Source organism: Clostridium sp. ATCC BAA-442 (assembly GCF_964239415.1).
Lineage (GTDB): Bacteria > Bacillota > Clostridia > Oscillospirales > Oscillospiraceae > Flavonifractor > Flavonifractor plautii.
In genome coordinates this window covers 5,539-26,403 of record NZ_CAXSQB010000028.1, presented here as the reverse complement: position 1 = coordinate 26,403, position 20,865 = coordinate 5,539, and the positions used below count along the sequence as shown (strand labels likewise).

Annotated in this window: 14 protein-coding genes and 1 pseudogene; 9 read left to right on the top strand and 6 right to left on the bottom strand. The window is 60.3% G+C overall.

Annotated elements, in window-relative coordinates:
• From ACESY8_RS12480 to ACESY8_RS12460, 5 genes and pseudogenes are all read left to right on the top strand, one after another.
• Window positions 1-432: pseudogene (locus ACESY8_RS12480) on the top strand (beta C-S lyase family protein); the annotation flags it as partial.
• A gap of 71 nt (window positions 433-503) precedes the next feature.
• Window positions 504-1,199: a MalY/PatB family protein gene (locus tag ACESY8_RS12475; protein WP_498794758.1), complete on the top strand. Its 696-nt coding sequence runs from the start codon at window positions 504-506 to the stop codon at window positions 1,197-1,199.
• A 42-nt stretch (window positions 1,200-1,241) separates the two neighbouring features.
• Entirely contained in the window at window positions 1,242-2,090 is an 849-nt protein-coding gene (locus tag ACESY8_RS12470) for a hypothetical protein (protein ID WP_007488381.1), read from the top strand.
• Between the two features lie 35 nt (window positions 2,091-2,125).
• Window positions 2,126-4,000: a TRAP transporter permease gene (locus tag ACESY8_RS12465; RefSeq protein WP_007488382.1), complete on the top strand. Its 1,875-nt coding sequence runs from the start codon at window positions 2,126-2,128 to the stop codon at window positions 3,998-4,000.
• 53 nt (window positions 4,001-4,053) lie between these two features.
• Window positions 4,054-5,052, top strand: coding sequence for a TAXI family TRAP transporter solute-binding subunit (locus ACESY8_RS12460; protein ID WP_007488383.1), 999 nt, complete (start codon window positions 4,054-4,056; stop codon window positions 5,050-5,052).
• Between the two features lie 88 nt (window positions 5,053-5,140).
• On the opposite strand, the gene dgt is transcribed toward ACESY8_RS12460, so the two are convergent.
• Window positions 5,141-6,619 (bottom strand): dGTP triphosphohydrolase, encoded by a 1,479-nt coding sequence (dgt, locus tag ACESY8_RS12455; RefSeq protein ID WP_055181167.1) that lies wholly within the window; start codon window positions 6,617-6,619, stop codon window positions 5,141-5,143.
• A 417-nt stretch (window positions 6,620-7,036) separates the two neighbouring features.
• Here dgt and ACESY8_RS12450 point away from each other — a divergent pair, with 417 nt between their 5' ends.
• The gene (locus ACESY8_RS12450; protein WP_434307820.1) at window positions 7,037-11,044 is read left to right on the top strand and encodes an S-layer homology domain-containing protein; all 4,008 of its coding nucleotides are present in this window, start codon (window positions 7,037-7,039) and stop codon (window positions 11,042-11,044) included.
• A gap of 73 nt (window positions 11,045-11,117) precedes the next feature.
• On the opposite strand, the gene ACESY8_RS12445 is transcribed toward ACESY8_RS12450, so the two are convergent.
• The 3 genes from ACESY8_RS12445 to ACESY8_RS12435 form a co-directional block, all read right to left on the bottom strand.
• Window positions 11,118-12,437, bottom strand: a complete 1,320-nt coding sequence (locus ACESY8_RS12445) for an acetyl-CoA hydrolase/transferase family protein (protein ID WP_434307821.1) — start codon at window positions 12,435-12,437, stop codon at window positions 11,118-11,120.
• A gap of 80 nt (window positions 12,438-12,517) precedes the next feature.
• Window positions 12,518-14,479: a sodium:solute symporter family protein gene (locus ACESY8_RS12440; protein ID WP_054338735.1), complete on the bottom strand. Its 1,962-nt coding sequence runs from the start codon at window positions 14,477-14,479 to the stop codon at window positions 12,518-12,520.
• Between the two features lie 53 nt (window positions 14,480-14,532).
• Window positions 14,533-15,300 carry a cyclase family protein gene (locus ACESY8_RS12435; protein WP_007488393.1) on the bottom strand — a complete coding sequence of 256 codons (768 nt, stop codon included), beginning with the start codon at window positions 15,298-15,300 and terminating at the stop codon, window positions 14,533-14,535.
• Window positions 15,301-15,750: 450 nt separating this feature from the next.
• On the opposite strand from ACESY8_RS12435, the gene ACESY8_RS12430 reads away from it, so the two are divergent.
• Window positions 15,751-17,124 carry a sigma-54 interaction domain-containing protein gene (locus ACESY8_RS12430; RefSeq protein WP_009260573.1) on the top strand — a complete coding sequence of 458 codons (1,374 nt, stop codon included), beginning with the start codon at window positions 15,751-15,753 and terminating at the stop codon, window positions 17,122-17,124.
• Window positions 17,125-17,149: 25 nt separating this feature from the next.
• A complete protein-coding gene (locus ACESY8_RS12425) occupies window positions 17,150-18,316 on the top strand; it encodes a thiolase family protein (RefSeq protein WP_007488398.1) in 1,167 nt (388 codons plus the stop codon).
• A gap of 60 nt (window positions 18,317-18,376) precedes the next feature.
• Here ACESY8_RS12425 and ACESY8_RS12420 read toward each other — a convergent pair whose 3' ends face one another.
• Together ACESY8_RS12420 and ACESY8_RS12415 are read right to left on the bottom strand one after the other, a co-directional pair.
• Window positions 18,377-19,366 carry a hypothetical protein gene (locus tag ACESY8_RS12420; RefSeq protein ID WP_021631583.1) on the bottom strand — a complete coding sequence of 330 codons (990 nt, stop codon included), beginning with the start codon at window positions 19,364-19,366 and terminating at the stop codon, window positions 18,377-18,379.
• On the bottom strand, window positions 19,363-19,833 hold the full coding sequence (locus tag ACESY8_RS12415) for an RNA polymerase sigma factor (RefSeq protein WP_021631582.1): 471 nt from the start codon (window positions 19,831-19,833) through the stop codon (window positions 19,363-19,365). Before ACESY8_RS12415 ends, ACESY8_RS12420 begins: the two co-directional genes overlap by 4 nt.
• A 140-nt stretch (window positions 19,834-19,973) precedes the next feature.
• Between ACESY8_RS12415 and hdhA the strand changes: the two genes are divergently transcribed.
• Window positions 19,974-20,774 (top strand): 7alpha-hydroxysteroid dehydrogenase, encoded by an 801-nt coding sequence (gene hdhA, locus ACESY8_RS12410; protein ID WP_021631581.1) that lies wholly within the window; start codon window positions 19,974-19,976, stop codon window positions 20,772-20,774.
• Window positions 20,775-20,865: the final 91 nt, after the last annotated feature.

The following is a 20,865-nucleotide window of genomic DNA, read 5'->3' as shown; positions in this document are numbered from 1 at the left end:
ATGAAATACGATTTTGAAACGATTATTGACCGCGATCCGGCCATCCGCGGCACCGGAAAGTACCGCATCATGAAGGACTCCAAGGGCAATAAGCCCCCCAAGGGCATCGTTCCCCTGTCGGTGGCCGACATGGAGTTCCGCACCGCCCCCTGCGTTATTGACGCAATCAAAGCCGAGGCGGACTTCGGCGTGCTGGGCTACCACCGCCTGACCGACAGCTTTCGGGAGTCCTGCTGCCAGTGGATGAAAACCCGTCACGATTGGGACGTTCAGCCCGACTGGATCGTCCCCTTCGAGCAGGTCGTTCCCGCCCTCTATAACGCCGTCTGGACCTTTACCCAGCCCGGCGACGGCATCCTGATCCAGACCCCCGACTACCATCACTTCACCGGCGCTACCGTAAACACCGGCCGCAAGGTGCTGGAAAACCGCCTGGTGGCGGACGAGAAGGGCCACTATACCGTGGATTTCGACGACTTCCGTGAGAAGGCAAGCAGGCCAAGCTGTTCTTCCTCTGCTCCCCCCAGAATCCTACCGGCCGCGTCTGGACGGAGGAGGAGCTGCGCAGGATGGGCGAGATCTGCAACGAGTACGGCGTCATGGTGGTGGCCGACGAGATCCACCACGATCTGATCCAGCCCGGATACAAGCACATTGTGTATGCCTCCCTGGGCAAAGAGTTTGCCGACAACTGCGTAATCTGCACCTCCCTGAGCAAGACCTTCAACCTGGCCGGCCTGTGCTACGCCAGCATCATCATCCCCAACGACGAGGTGCGGGCCAAGTTCCAGAAGCAGATGGGCCTCCAGGCCTTCATGCACATCGAGCGCTTCGGCCCCGTGGCCCACGAGGCCGCCTACCGCCACGGCGCCGAGTGGCTGGAGGAGCTCATCCAGGTCATCAAGGGCAACTATGAGTATGTCCGCGACTTCTTCGCCCAGCACTTCCCCGGAGTTGTGGTCACCGAGCTGGAGGGCACCTACCTGGTCTGGTGCGACTTCCGCTGCTTCGGCATGAGCGACGCAGACATGAAGGTGTTCCTCACCGACGAGTGCATGCTCTACCTGGACAACGGCACCGACTTCGGCGCGGCCGGTTCCGGCTACCAGCGCATCAACGTCGCCTGCCCCCGCAAGACCCTGGCAGACGCTCTGGACCGCTTCTATCAGGCCGCCAAGAAGCGCGGCATGGCCCGGTAATTTCCCTGGAAACACGACCAGAATGGATTAGGAGGCTATGACATGTTAGAGAAAAAGGTACCGTTTTGTATCGACCACTTCAGCATCGCCACTACCCACCGCGACCGCCCGATCGACCTGGTGACCAAGCTGGGCTTTACCACCGCCGACTGCTACACCGACCGCACCGTGCACTTCATCTTTGAGAACTCCTACTTCGAGCTGTGCACCTACCAGCTGAACACCACCATCACTTGGCTGACCCAGTCCGTCCCCGCCACCAATCTGCCCAAGGTCCACTCCTATCGCCTGAGCGTCAAGGGGACTGACCCCAATCCCATGCGCAACGCTTTGATCGAGGGCGGCATTGAGACCATCGGCGAGATCAACAACCCCTTCCGCCAGCATGTCCGCTACGGTGAGAAGGAGGGCGAGGCCGGTTACCAGACCTTCTTTATTCAGAACTACGAGCCCTTTACCGACATTCTCTTCGGCTGCACCACCCATCTGGCCAAGGAGCTGATCGTCAAGAACGAGACCAAATTCCCCCACATCAACGGCGCCAAGCGCCTGGCCTACATCACCGGCTACTGCGACAGCAAGGAGCGCTTTGAGGAGGCCGACGCCGCCATCTCCAAGCTCTACAACGCCGCCAAGGGGGCCACTGACACCGGCTTCAACCTGGACACCTATCAGCTGGTGGATCACGACGCCTACGTGGCCGAGTTCGGCTGCGAGCCCCGCAACGACGGCCTGAAGCTGCCCATCGTGGCCGCCGCCTTCTCCGGCTGCCACCTGGAATTTGTGGAAAAGCGCGCCTATGACCTGAACCTGAACTATTTCCGCAAGGACGGCAAGCTCTATGTGGACTGCCGCCGTACACTGGGTCTGTTCCTCGTGTTCATGCCCTGACCCCCGCCATTCCAGAATAAGAGAGGAGCAGCAACATGAAATCTGCCTTAAAAAAGGTGTCGCTGATCCTGGCCATCTGCTTTGTAGCATTTCACCTCTACACCGCAGCGTTCGGCACTATGCCGGGCATTGCGCAGAAGTCGATCCACCTGGGCTTCCTGCTGGTGATCTTCTACATCAATGCAATGGTCGACAGCGAGAAGCGTTGGGAGCAAATTTTTCTCGGTATTATGGCACTCTTCGCCCTGGGCGGCTGTGCCTACATCACCATCCTGGATGAAAACCTGCAACTGCGCGCCGGAATTGTGTACGCCAGCGACATTCTGTTTGCCATTCTTCTGATTATCGCTATCTTTGAGGCGTGCCGCCGGAAGATGGGCAATCCCCTGGTCATCATCACCCTGGTCTTTGTGGCCTACGCCTTCCTGGGCAAGTATATTCCCGGCTTCCTCAACCAGCCCGGCATGACGCTGAAGAAGTTCACCTCTTTGGTCTATCTGACCACAGACGGTATCTTCGGCTCCCCCCTCTATGCCTCGGCCTCCTATGTGGTCCTGTTCGTCCTGCTGGGCGCTATCATGAGCGTCTCCGGCATCGGCGACTATATGACCAATCTGGCCACCTCCCTGTTCGGCCACATGCGCGGCGGCCCCGCCAAGGTGGCTGTGGTGGCCTCCGGCTTCTTTGGCTCCATCAGCGGCAGTCCCACGGCCAATGTCATCGGCACCGGCACTTTCACCATTCCTATGATGAAAAAGAACGGCTTTGAGCCCGAGTTTGCCGCGGCGGTTGAGGCCACCGCCTCCACCGGCGGAGCCATCATGCCCCCCATCATGGGCTCCACCGCCTTTATTATGGCGGAAATGCTGGGCATTCCCTATACCGCCGTGGCAAAGGCCGCCCTGATCCCTGCTATTCTCTACTTCCTGGCCGTCCTCTTTGGCGTCGATATCTATGCCGCCAAGCATGGGCTGAAGGGCATTCCCCGCTCCCAACTGCCCAAGGTACGCAGCATGCTCAAGCAGATTTACATGCTTGCCCCCCTGATCTTCCTGATCTTCTGCATGGCCGTGTTCAATATGACCATCGTGCGCTCTGGCCTGCTGACCATCATCGTCACTCTCGTCCTGGTGGAAATCAACCCCAAGACCCGTATGACCAAGGAGCAGTGGCTCCAGATTCCTGTCCAGACGGTAAAGAGCGCCGTTTCCGTCGGCATTGCCTGCGCCATGGCCGGTATTATCAGCGGTGTGATCATGGGCAGCGGCCTGGGCTACCGCATCTCCTCCATCCTGACCAGCGTGGCCGGCACCAGCATGCTGCTGCTGCTCGTTCTGACGATGGTTGTCTCCCTGATCATGGGCATGGGCGTCCCAACCACGGCGGCCTATCTGGTTCTGGCCTCCCTGGTAGCCCCCACGATGATTCAGTTGGGCATTCCCCCGCTGGCCGCCCACATGTTCATCTTCTACTTCGGCTGCATCTCCTCCATCACCCCCCCTGTGGCGCTGGCCGCCTATGCCGGTGCCGGCCTGGCCGGGTGCGATCCAAACAAGACAGGCTACAAGGCGTTCCGTCTGGCCTTCTGTTCCTTCCTCATGCCGTACTTGTTTGTCTACAATCCGGTACTGCTGATGGAGGGCGGCGTGCTGGACATCCTCTGGAGCCTGGTTACCGCGCTCATTGGCGCCTATCTGCTGGCCTCCGGCTTCGAGGGCTTCTTCTTCCGCTGGAGCCTGAAGTGGTTCGAGCGTCCGCTCATGATACTGGGCGCTGTGATGCTGATTGTGCCCGGTATGGTCACCGATTTGGTAGGTATCGCCATCATCGTGGTGGAGTTTGTCACCGAGTTCATGTTTAAGCGTTCGGAGAAGTTCGTCCCCGTTACCGTTTCCCAGTCTACCACGTGACATTTTCCCCCGGGTGAATGCCATTGGAGAGAAAAAGAAAAGGAGATATCGTTATGAAAAAGCTGTCAAAACTTATGTGTCTGTTACTGGCAGTCGGTATGCTGATGGGAATCGCCTCCTGTAGCAGTGATGCTGGAGAGGGGGGCGGAGGCTCCTCCGGCGGTACGGAAACCGTGCGCATCAGCTGCGGGCCCCTGAACGGCTATCAGAACGTCCTGTATAATTCCATTGCCGACATGATGAACAAAGCCAACCCCGGCAAGTACAGCTTTGCTATTGAGGCCTCCACCGGCTCCGCCGAGAATGCCCGCCTGCTGGCTATGGACGAAACCGACTTCGGCACCATGGGCATGGATATGACCCTGTCCTGCTACAATGCCGAGGGCGAGTTTGAGGGCCTGCCCGCAGAGCAGATCATGCACGTGGCCACCCACTCCGGCACCGGCGCGACGGTCCACGTTATCACTTCTGCGAAGTCCGATATTAACAGCATTCCCGACCTGGCCGGCACCAAATTCGGTGTCACTGCCGGCATGATGGCCGGTTACCTGGACGATGTTCTGTGGGCCTACGATATGACCACCGATGATCTGGGCAGCGTGGTAAACCTGTCCCTGTCCGACCTGTGCACCGCCCTCCAGGACGGCAATATCGACGCCTTCCTGTACGCCACTCCCGCCCCCGGCACCAACTTTACCGACCTGGCCATGTCCTTTGGCATCAAGGTCGTCGACATCGGCCAGGAGGCCGTTGACAAGCTGATGGCCGAGAAGCCCTGGTACCACACAGTGGTTATCCCCGCCGGCACCTATGACGGCTGTGATGAGGATATCACCACCTTTGCCCAGTACACCGCTCTCTGCGCCCGTGCCGACGTGCCCGAGGAGACCGTCTACAACCTGGTCAAGACCATGATGGAGAACGCCGATGCTCTGGAAGCCGTGCATAAGAACGCCGCCGGCACCTGTCCGGAGCGCGGCATCGAAGGCGCCCTGATCCCCATGCACCCCGGCGCCGAGCGCTATTACAAAGAGGTCGGCGTGCTGGACTGATCCCCAATTCCCTTTCAAATTCCCTCCAGATTGAAGCAAGCGGTACCGCCCATCCGGGCGGTACCGCTTGCTTTTGTCACCGCAGGAATCAATAGATCCCCGTCAGCTCCTGATAGAGATTTTTTGCATAGGAGTCAGTCATACCGCTGATGAAGTCGGTCACCAGCAGCAGCCGCAGATAGAGGCGGTACCCCTCATCCTTTCCCTCTGCGTCGGCCCGGTAGCAGGCCAGTTGATTTTCGGAGAGCAGCTTGACCAGCTTTTTCTCCGCCGCCGTGGGCCGGTATTCCTCGGGGGCGTCGTCGCCGGCATCCAGGTAGAGCACCGCCGGGACAAACCGGGACAGCAGGGTGGTGAGTATGGTCTGGGCCGCCAGCTCCAGGGTGAGAATTCCCTCCGAGTCGTAGGCAAAGCGACCCATGGCCGCCTTCAAAATACGGATGGAGCCGCCGTGGAAGGTGCCCTCCATGATCTCCCGCCGGAACGTCCCCTCCATGATGGCGGAATAGGAGTCCGTCTGTCCGGCGCCGTAGGGGACGAAGCCAAAGGCGGCGGTATACATGAGCCAGTGGCGGGCATAGGCGATCCACCGCTGGAAGGCCGCCATGGAGCTGCTCTCCCGCTCGCGCAGGCGGGTCAGCTCGTCGATCATCTCGGCGGATTTTTTGACCTGGCCGCCGTTGAGGCCCCAGTCGTCCTTTTTCGCCTCCAGGGTGTCCCGGAAGAACCGCTCGAACTCGTCCAGGGTGAACAGGCCCTTCTTGTAGGCGTCCTCCAGATCGGCAGTGGCATAGGCGATGTCATCCGCCGCCTCCAGAATATAGGTCAGGGGATGGCGGCAGAAGCCCTCCACCGTCCGGGTACCGGTGGCGGAGGCCAGCGCGCCGAAAAGCGCCTCCTCGGCCTTGTAGTAGCCCAGCTTGTGGAGCTTCACGTCGGCGCTGGCCTTGTCTACCCGGGTGGAATCCACCGGGTACTTGACCAGGGTGTTAAGCACGGCAGGCATGAGATCCATACCGAAGGCGCTGTCCACCCGGTACACCTTGGTCAGCAGGCGCAGGGCCTGGGCGTTGCCCTCGAAGTGGCAAAGATCGGCCTTCATCTGGCGGTCCAGCCACTGGGACAGGGGCCTGCCCTTGTAGCTCAGACGGTCCAGGTGGCTCTTGAACCAGTCGCCGATGACCACCTCGCCGAAGTGGCCGAAGGGCGGATTGCCGATGTCGTGAAGCAGTCCGGCGCACATGACGGCGTTGGCCGCGTCCCGCGCCTCGTCCTCCGTCATGGCGTAGGGGGTGCCGCTCTTGTTTTTGCGGATATTGGCGGTAATCATGGTGGCAAGCTGCTTGGCCAGCGCCGAGGTCTCCATGGAGTGGGTCAGCCGGGTGCGCACAAAGTCACTCTTGTCCAGGGGAAACACCTGGGTCTTGTCCTGGAGACGGCGGAAGGGCGCGCTGTTGACAATCCGCCAGTAGTCCAGCTCAAAGTCGTTCATCGGGTATTTGGACAGGTCGTCCGGGATGTCCAGCGGTTCCTTCCGCCGGGCATACAATAGGATCTTCCATTCCATTGGTTCCCCTCCTTTTCTTTTTCTCTATGTGGCTTCGGCAAAATGGAACACCATTCCACAACGTTTTCTTTATTATAGCATAAAATCCCTCTGAAAAAACAGCGGCGGCGTGTTTGAAAACCTTCACTTTTTCAAACACGCCGTTGTAATTACATAATATACCACAGCTTTCCAGGAATAACAAGCGCTTTTGCTAGAGATATACGCTTTCTTGTTGTCAATTTTAGCTTTTTTCGACAAGTAATTTTACGGACTGAAAAAGTGAAATTTTTTAAACATGAGGCGCGATATCCCCAATATCCATAAGAGAGGAGTTTTAAAAACATGAAAAAGCGATTGTTATCCCTTATTTTGGCTCTATGTATTATAATTTCTTTTTCTCCTTCAACTCTGGCTGCAAATCTACCGGAGGTAGACGTGCGGACGGAGGGGCTTACCCCGGCGCAGCCCCAGGAGGCGCCCGCAGAGAAGCCGAGGGACGCCGGCGCGGAGCGGCGGACGATTTATGTCTCGAACGAAGGTACAGAGGAGGACGACGGCGCGACCGCCGAAACGCCGACCACGCTGGCCCGTGCAACCGAATTGGCAAACGAAGGGAAAAAACCGGTCGAAATCGTGGTCTTAGGACAGGTATCAGTAGATACCTGGACTAGCCCCACTGTAGAGACTACTCTTCGAGGCGGGGACGAGAACGCGGAGCTGCTGTTTGAGTATTGTTCGGCCTCGGATGGAGCGTACAACATCAGTCTGGCAGATGCCCTGACCATAGATGACATCAAATTTAACTGCAACTATACGGATTATTTTTTTAGCAGATATTATGGTACCTATACCATCGTTGCCAACGGTTATCCGTTGGCCATCGCCTCGGGCGTGCAGTGCAGCTATTATACCGCAGACACCATTGTTGACGGTAAAACATGTAGCACATCCAGCTGCTATGTGATTGGCGGAGGTCTGGACGAGGATATCACCGGCGGCACTCATGTGGAGATTTATACCTCCTTGCCGCTTACCTATGTATACGGCGGCGGAGTGAATGGCTCCGTGGAGAGCAATGTTTATCTGCACATTGAAAACTGCGGTAAGATTCAGCATGTGCGCGCTGGTGGTTACGCAAATAAAAAAGATGCCAAAGTCAACGGAAATATAACGTTGGACTTTATCAACTCAGTCACCGATAATCCTATCTATGGCGGCGGATATGCGCGGTCGTCCTATTCAGCGGAGGTTACTGGTTCAATTTGCATAAATCTGTCCGGACTAAATAATGGCTTTGGCAGGCCCATTTACGGCGGCGGGTATGGGAAAAACGCTCCAGTAGTAGGAAATATTACATTTAACATTTCAAATACTAAAATGAACAATAATGCGGCCGCTATCTATGGCGGCGGGTACGACAGCGACGTAACAGGAGACATCTTTATCCATATCAAAGAGAACAGCCTTATCTCAGAGGAAACCGTCTGGGGCGGCGGAACCGGAGATTCCACCATAACAGGTGGTGTTACAATCACCGTGGATGACAGCAGTGAGGTGATCGGTGAGATCCGCGCTGGAGGCAATGAAGGTGCGGACGTGATCGGCGATGTCGTAATCACAGTATCCGGTGGCCCCCAATCCGCCTGCCCGACCATTTTTGCGACCGGTAAAGGGGAGGACAAGGATAACCCGGCCCAAGTTGACGGCAATGTCTCCATTACTCTGCACGGCAGCCGGGCCAACGTATACACACTGGACAAGTTTGGCGAAGTGACCTCCGACCATACGGTTACGATTATCCTGGACGACACTGACGAGCTAAGCGGCGCGGTGCGGGGTGATTCCGAGCTGGATCAGCACCTTTATAACTATGAGAAAAACACCCCCACCCGTACAGGAAACGGCGCCAGCGTCATCGTCAAAGGCGATTACACCTCTACCAGAATCCACGGGTTCCCTGAGGTTGTAATTGAGGACGGCGGCATCCTGCGCGAGCATCTCGCCTCTGGCGAGACGCTGTTTGACGGCGTGGAGACTGTCACCATTCAAGAGGGCGGCGCGCTGGATCTGCTGCAAAGCAACGAGATTTCCGGAAACTTCACTTGTGCAGGCACATTGAAAATGCCTGCGCCGATCAGCGCAGAAGCAGATATCTGCTATTTGACTGGGGGCGGCAATGTCACCGTGCAGGAGGGCGCGGCCTATGTCCCCACTAAGGATAACGGCGCGGCCGATGCGGACTACGTCAAGGGCGATGTGTTCCTCAAGCAGGGAACAGTATACACACAGCCGTCTGCAAAGGTTGACTTTGCCGTCTCCGAGGCCGGTCAGGCCAAGGAATACTTCACGGATGACCGAGCGGTAACAGACGAGTCCGACATCACCCACGAGTGGTTTGTCGACCAGACCCAGTATGTCACCATCCGCCCGGCGGACATTACGGTTTACACCGGCGGCAACAGCTATGACGGCGTCACGGACGAGAACGGCCAGATTGTCAGCGGCAGCGGCCTGCCTGAGGCAGGCTATCTGCTCACCGTCCCGGAGGAGATTAACGATATGCTGGAAGGCCCTGGACAGGCGGTTGACCTCGCCGGTCACCTGACCTTTACCTATGGCGCCGGCGAAACCGCCCGGGCCTGGGATATTCAGCTTTACAGCGACGGCGCTACCAGCACCACCGACCCGGTGGACGGAATCGCCCGTTATATCTACCGGATGGAATCGGTAAAGGAAGGCCAGGATCCCGTTCGGCTCCAGTTTACGGATCCAGAGACCGGGGAAGTCAAGATCAGCGACGAATTCGACGTCTCTGCCATCGAGCAGAACAGGACCTACTCCATGACCATCTACTCCGACGGGGTGGATCAGGGCCTCGTACAGGCGGTGTTCAAAGATATTCCCGAACATTCCGACGAGACATTTATCTATCCGGTCAAGATTGAAGAAGGCGCCCTCACCATTCGCGGTGCGACAGAGGAGGGCGTCACTGCCCCGGTGGAGGACAAGGCAGACGATGTGACGGGGGACGCCATCACCGCGGTGGCCCCGGCGGACGTTACGTACTACGTCAACGACAGTCTGGTGCAGATCACCGACACGGAAAACGTCCACCTGCTGACCGACGAAGTGCTGGACGACCAGGTGCTCATTGATCACATCAGCAATGAAATCATCGGGTCTGAGAACGGCATTCCCGACGGCGACTACCTCTGCGACCTCCAGTACATGGATCTGGTGGACAGCAGCAACGGCAACGCCTATGTGACCCTGGGCGACGGCCAGACGATAGATCTCTACTGGCCGGTGCCCGACGACGCCGATACCTCTGCGCCCTTCTACATCGTCCACTTTGACGCGCTCGACCGCGACTACGAGGGCGCGGCGGACGAACAACTGAAGGAGAATCCTGCGGAGAAGCTGGACGGCACACTGGTAACCCTGAACGGCAAACAGTATATCAAGTTTGCCACCGGCAGCTTCTCCCCCTTCGCGCTGGTCTATCAGAAGGAGTCCGGCGGCGGGGACCACGGCGGCGGTGGTGGCACCACCTACTACACCCTGTGCTATGAGAGCAACGGCGGCACCGAATACAAGGACGAGCGGTATCGTCGCAACACCCTGGTAGAGCTGGACAAGAAGCCCATCCGGGAGGGCTACACCTTCACCGGCTGGTACGCCGACAAGGCCCTGACCGAGCCCATCGACGACATCCGCATGACCTCCAACAAGACTGTGTACGCCGGCTGGGAAAGGACCGGCGTGCCCGACCGGCTCAATGGGGACGATCACTTCGCCTACATCATCGGCCGGGACGACGGCCTGGTTCACCCTGAGGCCCCTATTACCCGCGCTGAGGTGGCCACCATCTTCTTCCGTCTGCTCACTGACGAGGCCCGGGCGGAATACCTGACCGAGACCAGCCCCTTTGCCGACGTGGCCTCCGACGCGTGGTACGCCACCGCTGTGGCCACCATGCAGGCCATGGGCATCGTGGAGGGCCGCAGCCCCTCCGCCTTCGATCCCGAGGCGCCCATCACCCGGGGCGAGTTCGCTGCCATTGCCGCCCGCTTTGACAGCGATCCCTACCACGGCGACGACCGCTTCACCGACATCTCCGGCCACTGGGCCGCCGGGTACATCAACCAGGCCGCGGTGAAGGGCTGGGTGGAGGGCCAGCCTGACGGTTCCTTCGCCCCCGACCGCAGCATCACCCGCGCCGAGGCCATGACCACCATCAACCGCGTCCTGGGCCGCCTCCCCGAGACCGCGGATGATCTGCTGGACGACATGATCGCCTGGCCCGACAACCCGCCGGATGCCTGGTACTATCTGGCGGTCCAGGAGGCCACCAACAGCCACGACTACGAGCGCAAGGCTGACACTGTCCACGAAACCTGGACCGGCCTCCAGCCTGCGGGAAACTGGGCTCAGTACCAATAACCTTCACAAAAAGAGCAGCCCCGGAACCCGTCGGTTCCGGGGCCGCTCTCTGTTTCCACATACGGACGGACCGTCACAGGCGGTAGATGCGGTGAAACTCCTCCTCCAGCCAATCCCGAAAGTCCGGGTGGGCGATGGAGATAAGGGCCTTGGCCCGCTGCGGAACCGTCAGCCCCCGCAAACAGACCGCGCCATACTCGGTGGCCACAAAGTGGGTATTGCTCCGGGTAAGGGTCACCACGGCCCCCTCCGGCAGTACCGGCAGTATACGGGACTGGAGACGCCGCTCCCCCGTGTCCGGGTCCTTTGCAGAGTAGGTAGAGCGCAGGGTAATAACCGACTTGCCCCCGGGCGCCATCTGTGCGCCTACGGCGGTGTCCACCTGTCCGCCGCTGCCCGAGATCTGCCGGGGCCCCACACTCTCCGAGGCGCACTGGCCGGTGAGATCCACCTGGAGCGCAGCATTGATGGAGGTCATGCCCCGGTTGGCCGCCAAAACAGACAGATCGTTGGTGTAGCTCAGGGCCTTGTGGAGGATGGTGGGGTTGTCATCCACGAAATCATAGAGGGCATGACTGCCCATGGTAAAGCACGTCACCGTCTTGCCCCGGTGGAGGCTCTTGCGGCTGTTGTCCGCCGCGCCGCACCGGAGCAGCTCCATGGCCGCGTCGGACATGGCCTCGGTGTGAATACCCAGGCCCCGCTTGTCCTTGAGCTCGGCGGCCAAGGCGTTGATGGTACCCCCAAAGCCGAGCTGGATGGTGGCCCCGTTCTCCACCAGCTCCGCCACCACCCGGCCAAGCTGGCGGTCCACCTCATCGGGGGACTGGGGTGAAAGGGCGGCGGGGTAGCGGTCGGACTCCACAATGGCGTCCACCTGGGAGACATGGAGGGTCACGTCCCCGAAGATCCGGGGAGCACGGGAGGCCACCTCCACCACCACCCGCCGGGCGCGGGGGAGCACCTCCAGCTCAATGCAGGCCGAGCCCGCCAGGGAAAAGCAGCCATGCTTGTCCATAGGGGAGACCGTGAGTACCAGGCAGTCGTACTCCGGCGCCCCGTGGGTCCAGTCCCTGGCCGCATTGCGCAGGTGGTTGGGCAGAAAGGCGCAGCGGCCCAGGCGCTGGGCCTCCTGCTGGTAGGTGTTGTAAAAAATCGACTCTATTTGAAAGGCGTCCCCGCAGGCGGGGTCGGTAAGCAGAGCCAGGGGCTCCAGGGGCAGGTAGTTGAGCACCCGTACCCCGTGGAGCTCCGCTGCCCGCCGGTGGAGGGCGGCGGCAAAGTCCACTGGGAGCAGCGGGCCGCCCGCCAGATAGACGGTATCCCCGGAGCAGATGCGGCCTGCCTCCGCCTCCGCGGTGGTGCGCCGGCGGGCATATTCCGCCTCAAACATGGGAAAGCACTCCTTTTCTTGCACAGAGGGCGGGGCAGCCAGGCTGCCCCGCCCTCTGAAGATTGATTCAGACAGGAGAATTACGCGTACTTCTGAAGCGCAGCGGCGCCCTTCTCGGTGATGCGCAGCTTGCGCTTGAACAGGCCGCCCTCCACCACGTAGCCGCGGCGGGTCAGGTGAGAGCAGATTGCGGACATGCGCATGGACTTAATGCCGTTTCTCTGCACAAACTCCGCCTGCTGCTCGGGGTTCTCCTTGACCACCTTCAGGAGCTGGACATACAGGGGGTTCAGGAACTCCTCTGCCATCTCGGCCTCCTTCCCGCTGAGGGCGGGCAGGGCCGCCAGCCCCTTCTCGGCGATGGTAAAGGTGTAGAACTTGGAGCCGCTCATGCCGGCACGGACCAGGTAGCCGCCCTGATCCAGGTTCTCCACGGCGGCGCCGGAGGTCTTGGAGTCCACCCCCAGGGCGTCGGTCAGGTCGGACATGTAGCAGTGGCCGATGCGCAGCATCTCCAGAATCTGCTTTTCCAACTCGCCCAGCTTGACCTCCTTACGGTTGGAGGCGGTGGGCACCCGCTCCCAGCCGGGGCGGCCGTAATACTTGGGCTGGCCGAACAGGGAGGCGATCACCGCCACCACCAGGGTGACCACCAGGCCCAGGGTGGCCAGATACACATAGCTGTTGATGGAGAACACCTTGGTCAGGTCCAGCAGGGTGAACACAGCCATGGTGGCCATGCCGCACACCGCGCCCCACAGGGCGCCGCGGCCGTTAAAGCGGGGCCAGATGGCGCCCAGGCCCAGCAAAATGGCGGGGGGCACCAGCCAGCAGTTGGCAAAGGCGAACAGGTAGGTGGGGCCGCCGGGGAACTGGCAGAGCACGAAGGTGACCACGCCGATGAGCAGCATGATGATCTTGGACATCTTCAGGCTCTTCTTTGCGTCAGCCTTGGGGTTGATCAGGCGCTGGTAAATATCACGGTTGGCCACAGCGGAGGCGCCCAGGGCGGAGGTGGAGGCGGTAGAGATGGATGCCGCCACGGCGCTGATAACCACCAGGGAGCCAAACAGAGACACGAAGGTCTTGGCCACATAGCCGTAGGTGCCGGTAGGAGCCACGGTACCGCCGTTGAGGGTGAGCTGCTCGGGATAGAACGCGCCCATGTAGCCGCCGATGAAGCACAGGGGCACCATGAACACCACAATCAGGATGATGGCAGCGGCCACGAAGGAGCGGCGGGCCACCTTCTCACTGCGGCAGTTGGCGACCTTCATCCAGTAGTAGTTGTTGCCCCAAACCAGGGCTACGGCGAAGCAGATAATGAAGTTAAACACCGAGGGGTAGGTCAGCTTCATGCCGGGCAGCGCCCCCACAAAGCCCTGGCTCATGAAGTCGCCGGCACCCCAGTTGGCGCTGATGGCGTCCAGCCAGCCGAATCGTCCGGCCAGGATGAAGAAGGTGGCGGGCACCACAATCACGCCGATGAGCACCTGGAACAGGTCGGTGATGGTGGTGGCCCACAGGCCGGAGACAAAGGTAAACACGATGATGACAGCGAAGATAATAGCGGTAATGGCCAGGCGGTTCCAGCCGGTGAAGGCCGCAATGTTGTCCACACTGGACACCACGTTATTGGCCATAATGCCGCACATGCCGATAACGGAGGTGATGGCCACTACGGAACGGGTGTGCCCGTCGTAGCGCATCTCCAGAAACTCGGGCAGGGTCTGGGCGCCGCTGCGGCGGACAAAGTTGGAGTACAGCAGGCCGAAGATCAGCAGGCCGCACACCGAGTAGATGACACCCCAACCCAGGCCGCCCAGCAGGCCGTACTGAATCGTGAAGCCGGGGGCCAGTGTGACCGTGGTGCCGGCAAAGCCGATAGCAATGACGCCCACCACGTTGATGGGGGTGGAAATCTCACGGCCGGCCAGCACGAAGTCGGAGGACTCCTTGACCCACCGCTTGCTGATCAGGCCTGCGCCCAATAGAAACGCGCAGAAAATGACAAATATGACGACAAATATGACGTTACCCACGTTTGTCCCTCTCTTTCATATGTATGGTTGTTTACACTGACACAACAAAAGGGTTACTCCACGAAGGCCACCACACGGGCCCAGCCGGCGGAGGCGGCCTTGATGCTTACCGGGAAGCAGCTTACCTTAAAGCCGGTGACAGGGAGCTGATCCAGGTTGGTCAGCTTTTCGATGTGGCAGTAGGCCTTGTCGCGGCCCACCCGGTGGGCCTCCCAGATAATGGAGGCATCGTGGTTCTTTTCAAATTCCTCCCCCTCGAAGGGCAGGGGCACATCCCAGCTCCAGCCGTCGGTGCCCACCACACGCACGCCGCGCTCCAGCAGCCACATGGTGGCCTCATAGCTCATGCCCGCACCCGCAACCAGGTACTCAGGCTTGCCCCAGCGGTCATCGGCGTCGGTGCGCAGGAAGACAATATCGCCGGGCTTGAGGGTGTAGTTGATCTTCTGGAAGTACTCCTCCACATCCTTGGCGGTGATCTTGTATCCATCGGGCTTGTCGTGGAAATCCATCACCACGCCGTCGCCCACAAACCAGTCCAGAGGCACCTCGTCAATGGTCCAGGCCCGCTCACCGCCGTTCATGGTGGGGTAATAGTGGTAGGGGGCATCCACATGGGTTCCGGAATGGGTGCACACCTGCAGGAACTCGATTCCCCAGCCGTTGCCCTCCGGCAGATCCTCAACGGTGCAGCCCTTAAAGAAGCCAGCCATTTGCTCCGCGGTGTCCTTGTGGTTGCAATACTGAATCTTGGGAATCTGGATCGGGGGATCACTGGGCAGTCCGTCTTCAATGGGAATAGACAGGTCAATGATTTTCATAGTGGTTACACTCCTTTTGATTCGGCCGGTGGCCGTTGCTTGCGTCTCATAAGATAGCAATTTCTGTGCCAAGTCTGTCTAATACTCTGCAAGCCGTTGCAACTGTAAGAAAAAGCGGTTATTTTCATTGACATCCAGGCGCCCAAACACTGTTCGGTAATCCGTACATTTGAATATTTTATTTTGAGCTGTCTTTTGGCAATCCCCCTCTGTTCTTATGTTTTAAGCCTCATGTATCGATTTCCTTACATGTTTTGTTTTCCGTACATTTCGCAAACAATTTTGGACGTTTTCTGGCGTTTTTTGTGACTCAATTTTTTGCAAAAACCCATTTTCTCCGCATCAACTAAACAAAAAGATTCATTTTCGGTGAAATTAACCATTGTAAAACAGCGCGTAGCTTGCTATCGTTAATACATTCCGTACCGTGTATGAGTGGAGGAAGCCGCATTGGAAAACCACATTGATCCAAGCACCATGCTGGAATTTATCGAGGGTCTGGCCGCCATGGCGGTTCTGGACCAGGACGGCGTCTACACCTATGTCAGCCCGGGCTGGGAGCGCTACACCGGCCACACCGCACAGGAGGCCATCGGCCGGAAGGTTTGGGAAATGGTGCCCGACACCCACGCCACCGAGGTCTTCCACACGGGCAAGCCGGTCTTTGCCAAGGCCGTCAACGCCAACGGCCCCGCCTTTACCTCCTATTTTCCCCGCTTTGACCGGGATGGGAAGCTGTGCGGGCTGTTTCTCTATGTCATCGTCCAGGGTATGGAGGACGCTCAGAACCTGACCCGGCGCATCGGCGAGCTGTCCAGCAAGGTGGAGTTCTACCAGCAGGAGCTGTCCCGGGAGCGGGGCGCACGCTACGGACTGGACAACATCATCGGCGAAAGCGCCTCGGTCCTCCGCCTGAAGGAGCAGATCGTCCAGGCCGCCCGCTCCACCTCCACGGTGCTCATTGAGGGGGAGACGGGCAGCGGCAAGGAGCTCATCGCCCACTCTATCCACGCCATGAGCGCCCGCAAGGCGGCCAACTTTGTGCGGGTCAACTGCTCCGCAATTCCGGCCGAGCTGATGGAGTCCGAGTTCTTCGGCTACGCCGCCGGCGCCTTCACCGGCGCGGCCCGGAAGGGCCGCATCGGCCGCTTTCAGCTCGCCAGCGGCGGCTCCATTTTTCTCGACGAGGTCAACCTGCTCACCGCCACCATGCAGCCCAAGTTTCTCCGGGTACTTCAGGAGATGGAGATCGACCCGGTGGGCGGGGAGAAGAGCATTCCCATCGACGTGCGGGTGATCGCCGCCTCCAATATCCCGCTGGAGACGCTGGTGGAGGCGGGACAATTCCGCAGCGACCTCTATTACCGCCTCAACGTCATCCGCATCCAGGCCCCCACCCTGCGGGAGCGGAAGGAGGATCTGCCCCTGCTTGTGGACAACTTTATCCACCGGCTCAACTACCAGCTCGGCATGGTCATCGAGGGGGTGGCCCCCGGTGCCATGGACCTGCTGATGGATTACGACTGGCCGGGCAACGTCCGCGAGCTGCAGAACGCGGTGGAGAGCGCCATGAACGCGGCTGACTCCCCCATCCTGCGGCGGCGGGACTTCCGCCAACTGGAGCAGCGGATGCAGGCCCGGCGGCGGCGCCAGCTCACCGGGCCGGGGGACTTCAAGCTGCGCCCCGCCCGCCAGGCCTTTGAGCGGGAGCTTATTCGGGACGCCCTGGCCGCCGCCGGAGGAAACCGGGTCAAGGCCGCCGCGCTTCTGGACATCTCCCGCACAGTGCTCTACGAAAAAATGGAACAATACCAATTAAAATAGACAGACTGAGGAGAGGAACATTACCATGCAGACACAACTGAGACAGGCCGTGGTTGTCGCCTTCGGCCGCACCCCCTACTGCAAGGCCCGCAAGGGCTCCTTTGCCCAGCTCCACCCCGTGGAGTATGGCGCCCAGACCCTTCTGGGTGTGCTGGCCAGAGTACCCCAGCTCCGGCCGGAGGACATCGGCGACGTGATCATGGGCTGCGCCATGCCCTTCGGTGTCCAGGGCGGCAATATGGCCCGGCTGATTGTCCAGCGGGCCGGGCTGCCCGACTGCGTCACCGCCCAGACCGTCAACCGCTACTGCTCCTCCGGCCTGCAGACCATCGCCACCGCCGCCAACGCCATCCGCTGCGGGGAGGAGGACGTGGTCATCGCCGGCGGCGTGGAGTCCATGTCTCTGGTTCCCATGCTGGTGGGCGCGGAGGATGCCGACCCCTGGCTGGCGGAGCACCGCCCCGAGGTCTACACCACCATGGGCATCACGGCGGAAAATGTGGCCCGCCAGTGGGGCATCAGCCGGGCCGATATGGATGCCATGGCCGTTGAGAGCCACCGCCGGGCCGCCCAGGCCCAGGCCGGCGGCTGCTTTGACGGACAGATCATCCCCATCACCGTCCCCGGCCCCGACGGCGGCGAGGTGGTGGTCTGCCGGGACGAGGGCATCCGCCCCGACACCACCGCGGAGACGCTGGCCGGGCTGAAGCCCTGCTTCCTGGAAAACGGCTCCGTCACCGCAGCCACCTCCTCCCAGATGACCGATGGTGCCGGCTTCGTGGTGCTCATGTCGGAGGAAAAAGCCGCAGAGCTGGGCGTGAAGCCCCTGGCCCGCTTTGTCTCCTTTGCCACCGGCGGCGTGCCTGCGGAGGTCATGGGCGTCGGCCCCATCGAGGCGGTGCCCAAGGCGCTCAGAAAGGCCGGCCTTGCCCTGGAGCAGATGGACACCATTGAGCTCAACGAGGCCTTTGCCTCCCAGGCCCTGGCGGTCATCCGCACCCTGGGCATGGACCCGGCCAGGGTCAACCCCTGGGGCGGCGCCATGGCCCTGGGCCACCCCCTGGGCGCCACCGGCGCCATGCTCACCTGTAAGGCCTTAAGCTATCTGGAGCGCACCGGCGGCCGGTACGGCATGGTCACCATGTGCATCGGCGGCGGCATGGGCGCGGCAGGTATCTTTGAGCGCCTGTAATGGCAGTACAGCAGGAGGCCCTGGGAACCTTCCGGTTCCCGGGGCCTCCCTGTCGCTTCTTTACTCCAATGTCAAAGGATACACATTCTCCCCGATGCGCAGGCCCACAACATCGGCGGGATTCAAGGGTCTCTTGTCCTCGCATCTATAGCTATTATACCAATAGCCTCCATCCCCTTGACCTCCTCCCCAGCCATCTGCGGCCCACTCTGTACCGTCGGTCAAGACAAAAATGGGCGTATTTTCATCACACCATGCGCGATCAAAGTCCTCTAGAGTGGGGTTGAACCGGGCAAATGCCCCATCCTGACTGGTAAAAGCAGCCCACATCTCCAGGGGAGTACAGTGTACCGTCTCTAGTATGGCGGTCTTGTCTCCAACCTGGAACTCAAGATCTGGCGTGAATTCCTGAACCTGACTCTCCGCCGGGAGGGGAAACTCCAGCTCCCACTGGCCGCCGCCCATGGCCAGCAGGGCCCAGCTCTCTGCCCGGCTGGTGGTGGACAATCCATTCAGAGTTAGATGAATGGTTGTGCCCGTCATATCCCAGCTGTCCTGATTGTTGAGATAAATGGCGAAGGGAACTTGGTTGTCGGCGGGATCACTGTCCTCCAGCCATTGAATTGACGCGCTCCAGTCCAAACTGCTCTCCAGTCCAAAGTCGAACTGTCCAAAGCCATAATGCCCAGCCGTCATAGCATTCCCGTCATCCCGTGAGAGCGTGCACAGGATGTAGGCGTACCATCGGTCGCTGGCAACCCCGTCCACTGACACTGTCCACCCCAGATCAGAGTCCGATTCCCCAATTGGCACTCCCAGGCCAGAGGCCGTCCACGTCTCCAGTGTGACCACATTGGGGCTCACAGGTTTTACTGCTGCAAAGGAGGCGCTCAACCCGGCCAACAGAGCTCCGGCCACTACGAGGGCCGCCGCCCGCCGCACCGGATGCCGCCGCCGGGGGCGCGCACCCGCCGCCGACAGTGTCCGCTCCACTAGAGCGGGTGCCGGTTCTACCCGCTCAAAAAGCCTCCGATAGTCCTGTTCCGTCATACGTCTTCCGCTCCTTTCCAAACGTCCCGCAGCAAAGCCCGCCCCCGGGCCAGCTGGCTGCGGACAGTGGCTGGCTTGCGCCCCAGAAGGGCCGCAATCTCCTCGGTCGAATACCCCTCGTAGTAGCATAGATGAACTACGGCCCGGTATTTCTCCGGCAGAGCCTCCAGTAGCTCCAACAGCTCCCCCTCTCCCTCGGTTCGGGCTGGAATGGCCTCTGACAGAGCTACCGTGTGTTTCCGCCAGAAGGAGCCTTGCAGCTTTTTACAGCAGTTGATTGTCACCCGCAGCAGCCACGCTTTCCGGTGCTCTTCGGTGGCAAAAGCCGGAGCAGCGCGCACATAGCGGAGAAACACCTCCTGATATACATCGTCTGCGTCGGCCTGGCTATGAGTCTGGGCCAACGCCAAGCGGTACACCGTAGAGCCATATTGCTCCACGGCCGCGCACACCTCCTGCTGTTCCATGGCGTTCCCTCCTTTCTGCCCTTAATACCCCTGAGCCGCCTCTTTTGTTGCATGGAGCAAAAATAATGCTTGTCAATGCAGGTCTATAGTGCTATTATAGTATTATATCTATACTTAATAGTTTAAAAAGGAGAATAAGTATGAAAGAACTCGAAAACAAGGTCGCTCTGGTCTCCTCCTCCACCCGCGGCATCGGCCTGGCCTGCGCCAAGGCGCTGGCCGCCCAGGGGGCCGCGGTCTATCTCGGGGTCCGCCGCCTGGAGGCCGGACAGCAGATCGCCGACGAGCTGATTGCCGCCGGCGGGCGGGCCGGGGTGGTCTTCTTTGACGCCTCCCGGGAGGAGAGCTTTTCCGGCATGGTGGACGAGGTGGCGGCCAAGGAGGGCCGGCTGGACATTCTGGTGAACAACTTCGGCTCCACCGACGTCAAGACCGACCTGGACGTGGTGAACGGCCCCTCAGAGGACTTCTTCCGCATCGTCAACACCAACCTCAAGAGCGTGTATCTGCCCAGCAAGGCGGCGGTGCCCCTCATGGCCAAAAACGGCGGCGGCTCCATCATCAACATAGGCTCCGTGGGCGGCCTCTACCCCGATCTGAGCCGCACGGCCTACGGCGTCAGCAAGGCGGCCATCCACTTCCTCACCAAGGACATCGCCGTGCAGTATGCCCGGCAGGGGGTGCGGTGCAACGCGGTGCTCCCCGGCTTCACCGCCACCGACGCCGCGCTGAACAACATGTCCCAGGCCTTCCTGGAGCTCTTCCTGAAAAACGTCCCCCTCAACCGCCCCGGCCGCCCGGAGGACATCGCCGACGCCGTCGCCTTCCTGGCCAGCGACCGGGCCGCCTTCATCACCGGCGAGATCCTGCCTGTGGCCGGCGGCTTTGGCCTGCCCACCCCGCTGTACGGCTCCTATATGAGCGCGGGGGCCAAGGGCTGATTTCCCCTCCAGAGGGCCCTTCGGGGCCCTTTTTGCTATGCGTTGCATAGCAAAAAGGGCCGTGGGGGGGGGGGGGGGGGGGGGGGGGGGG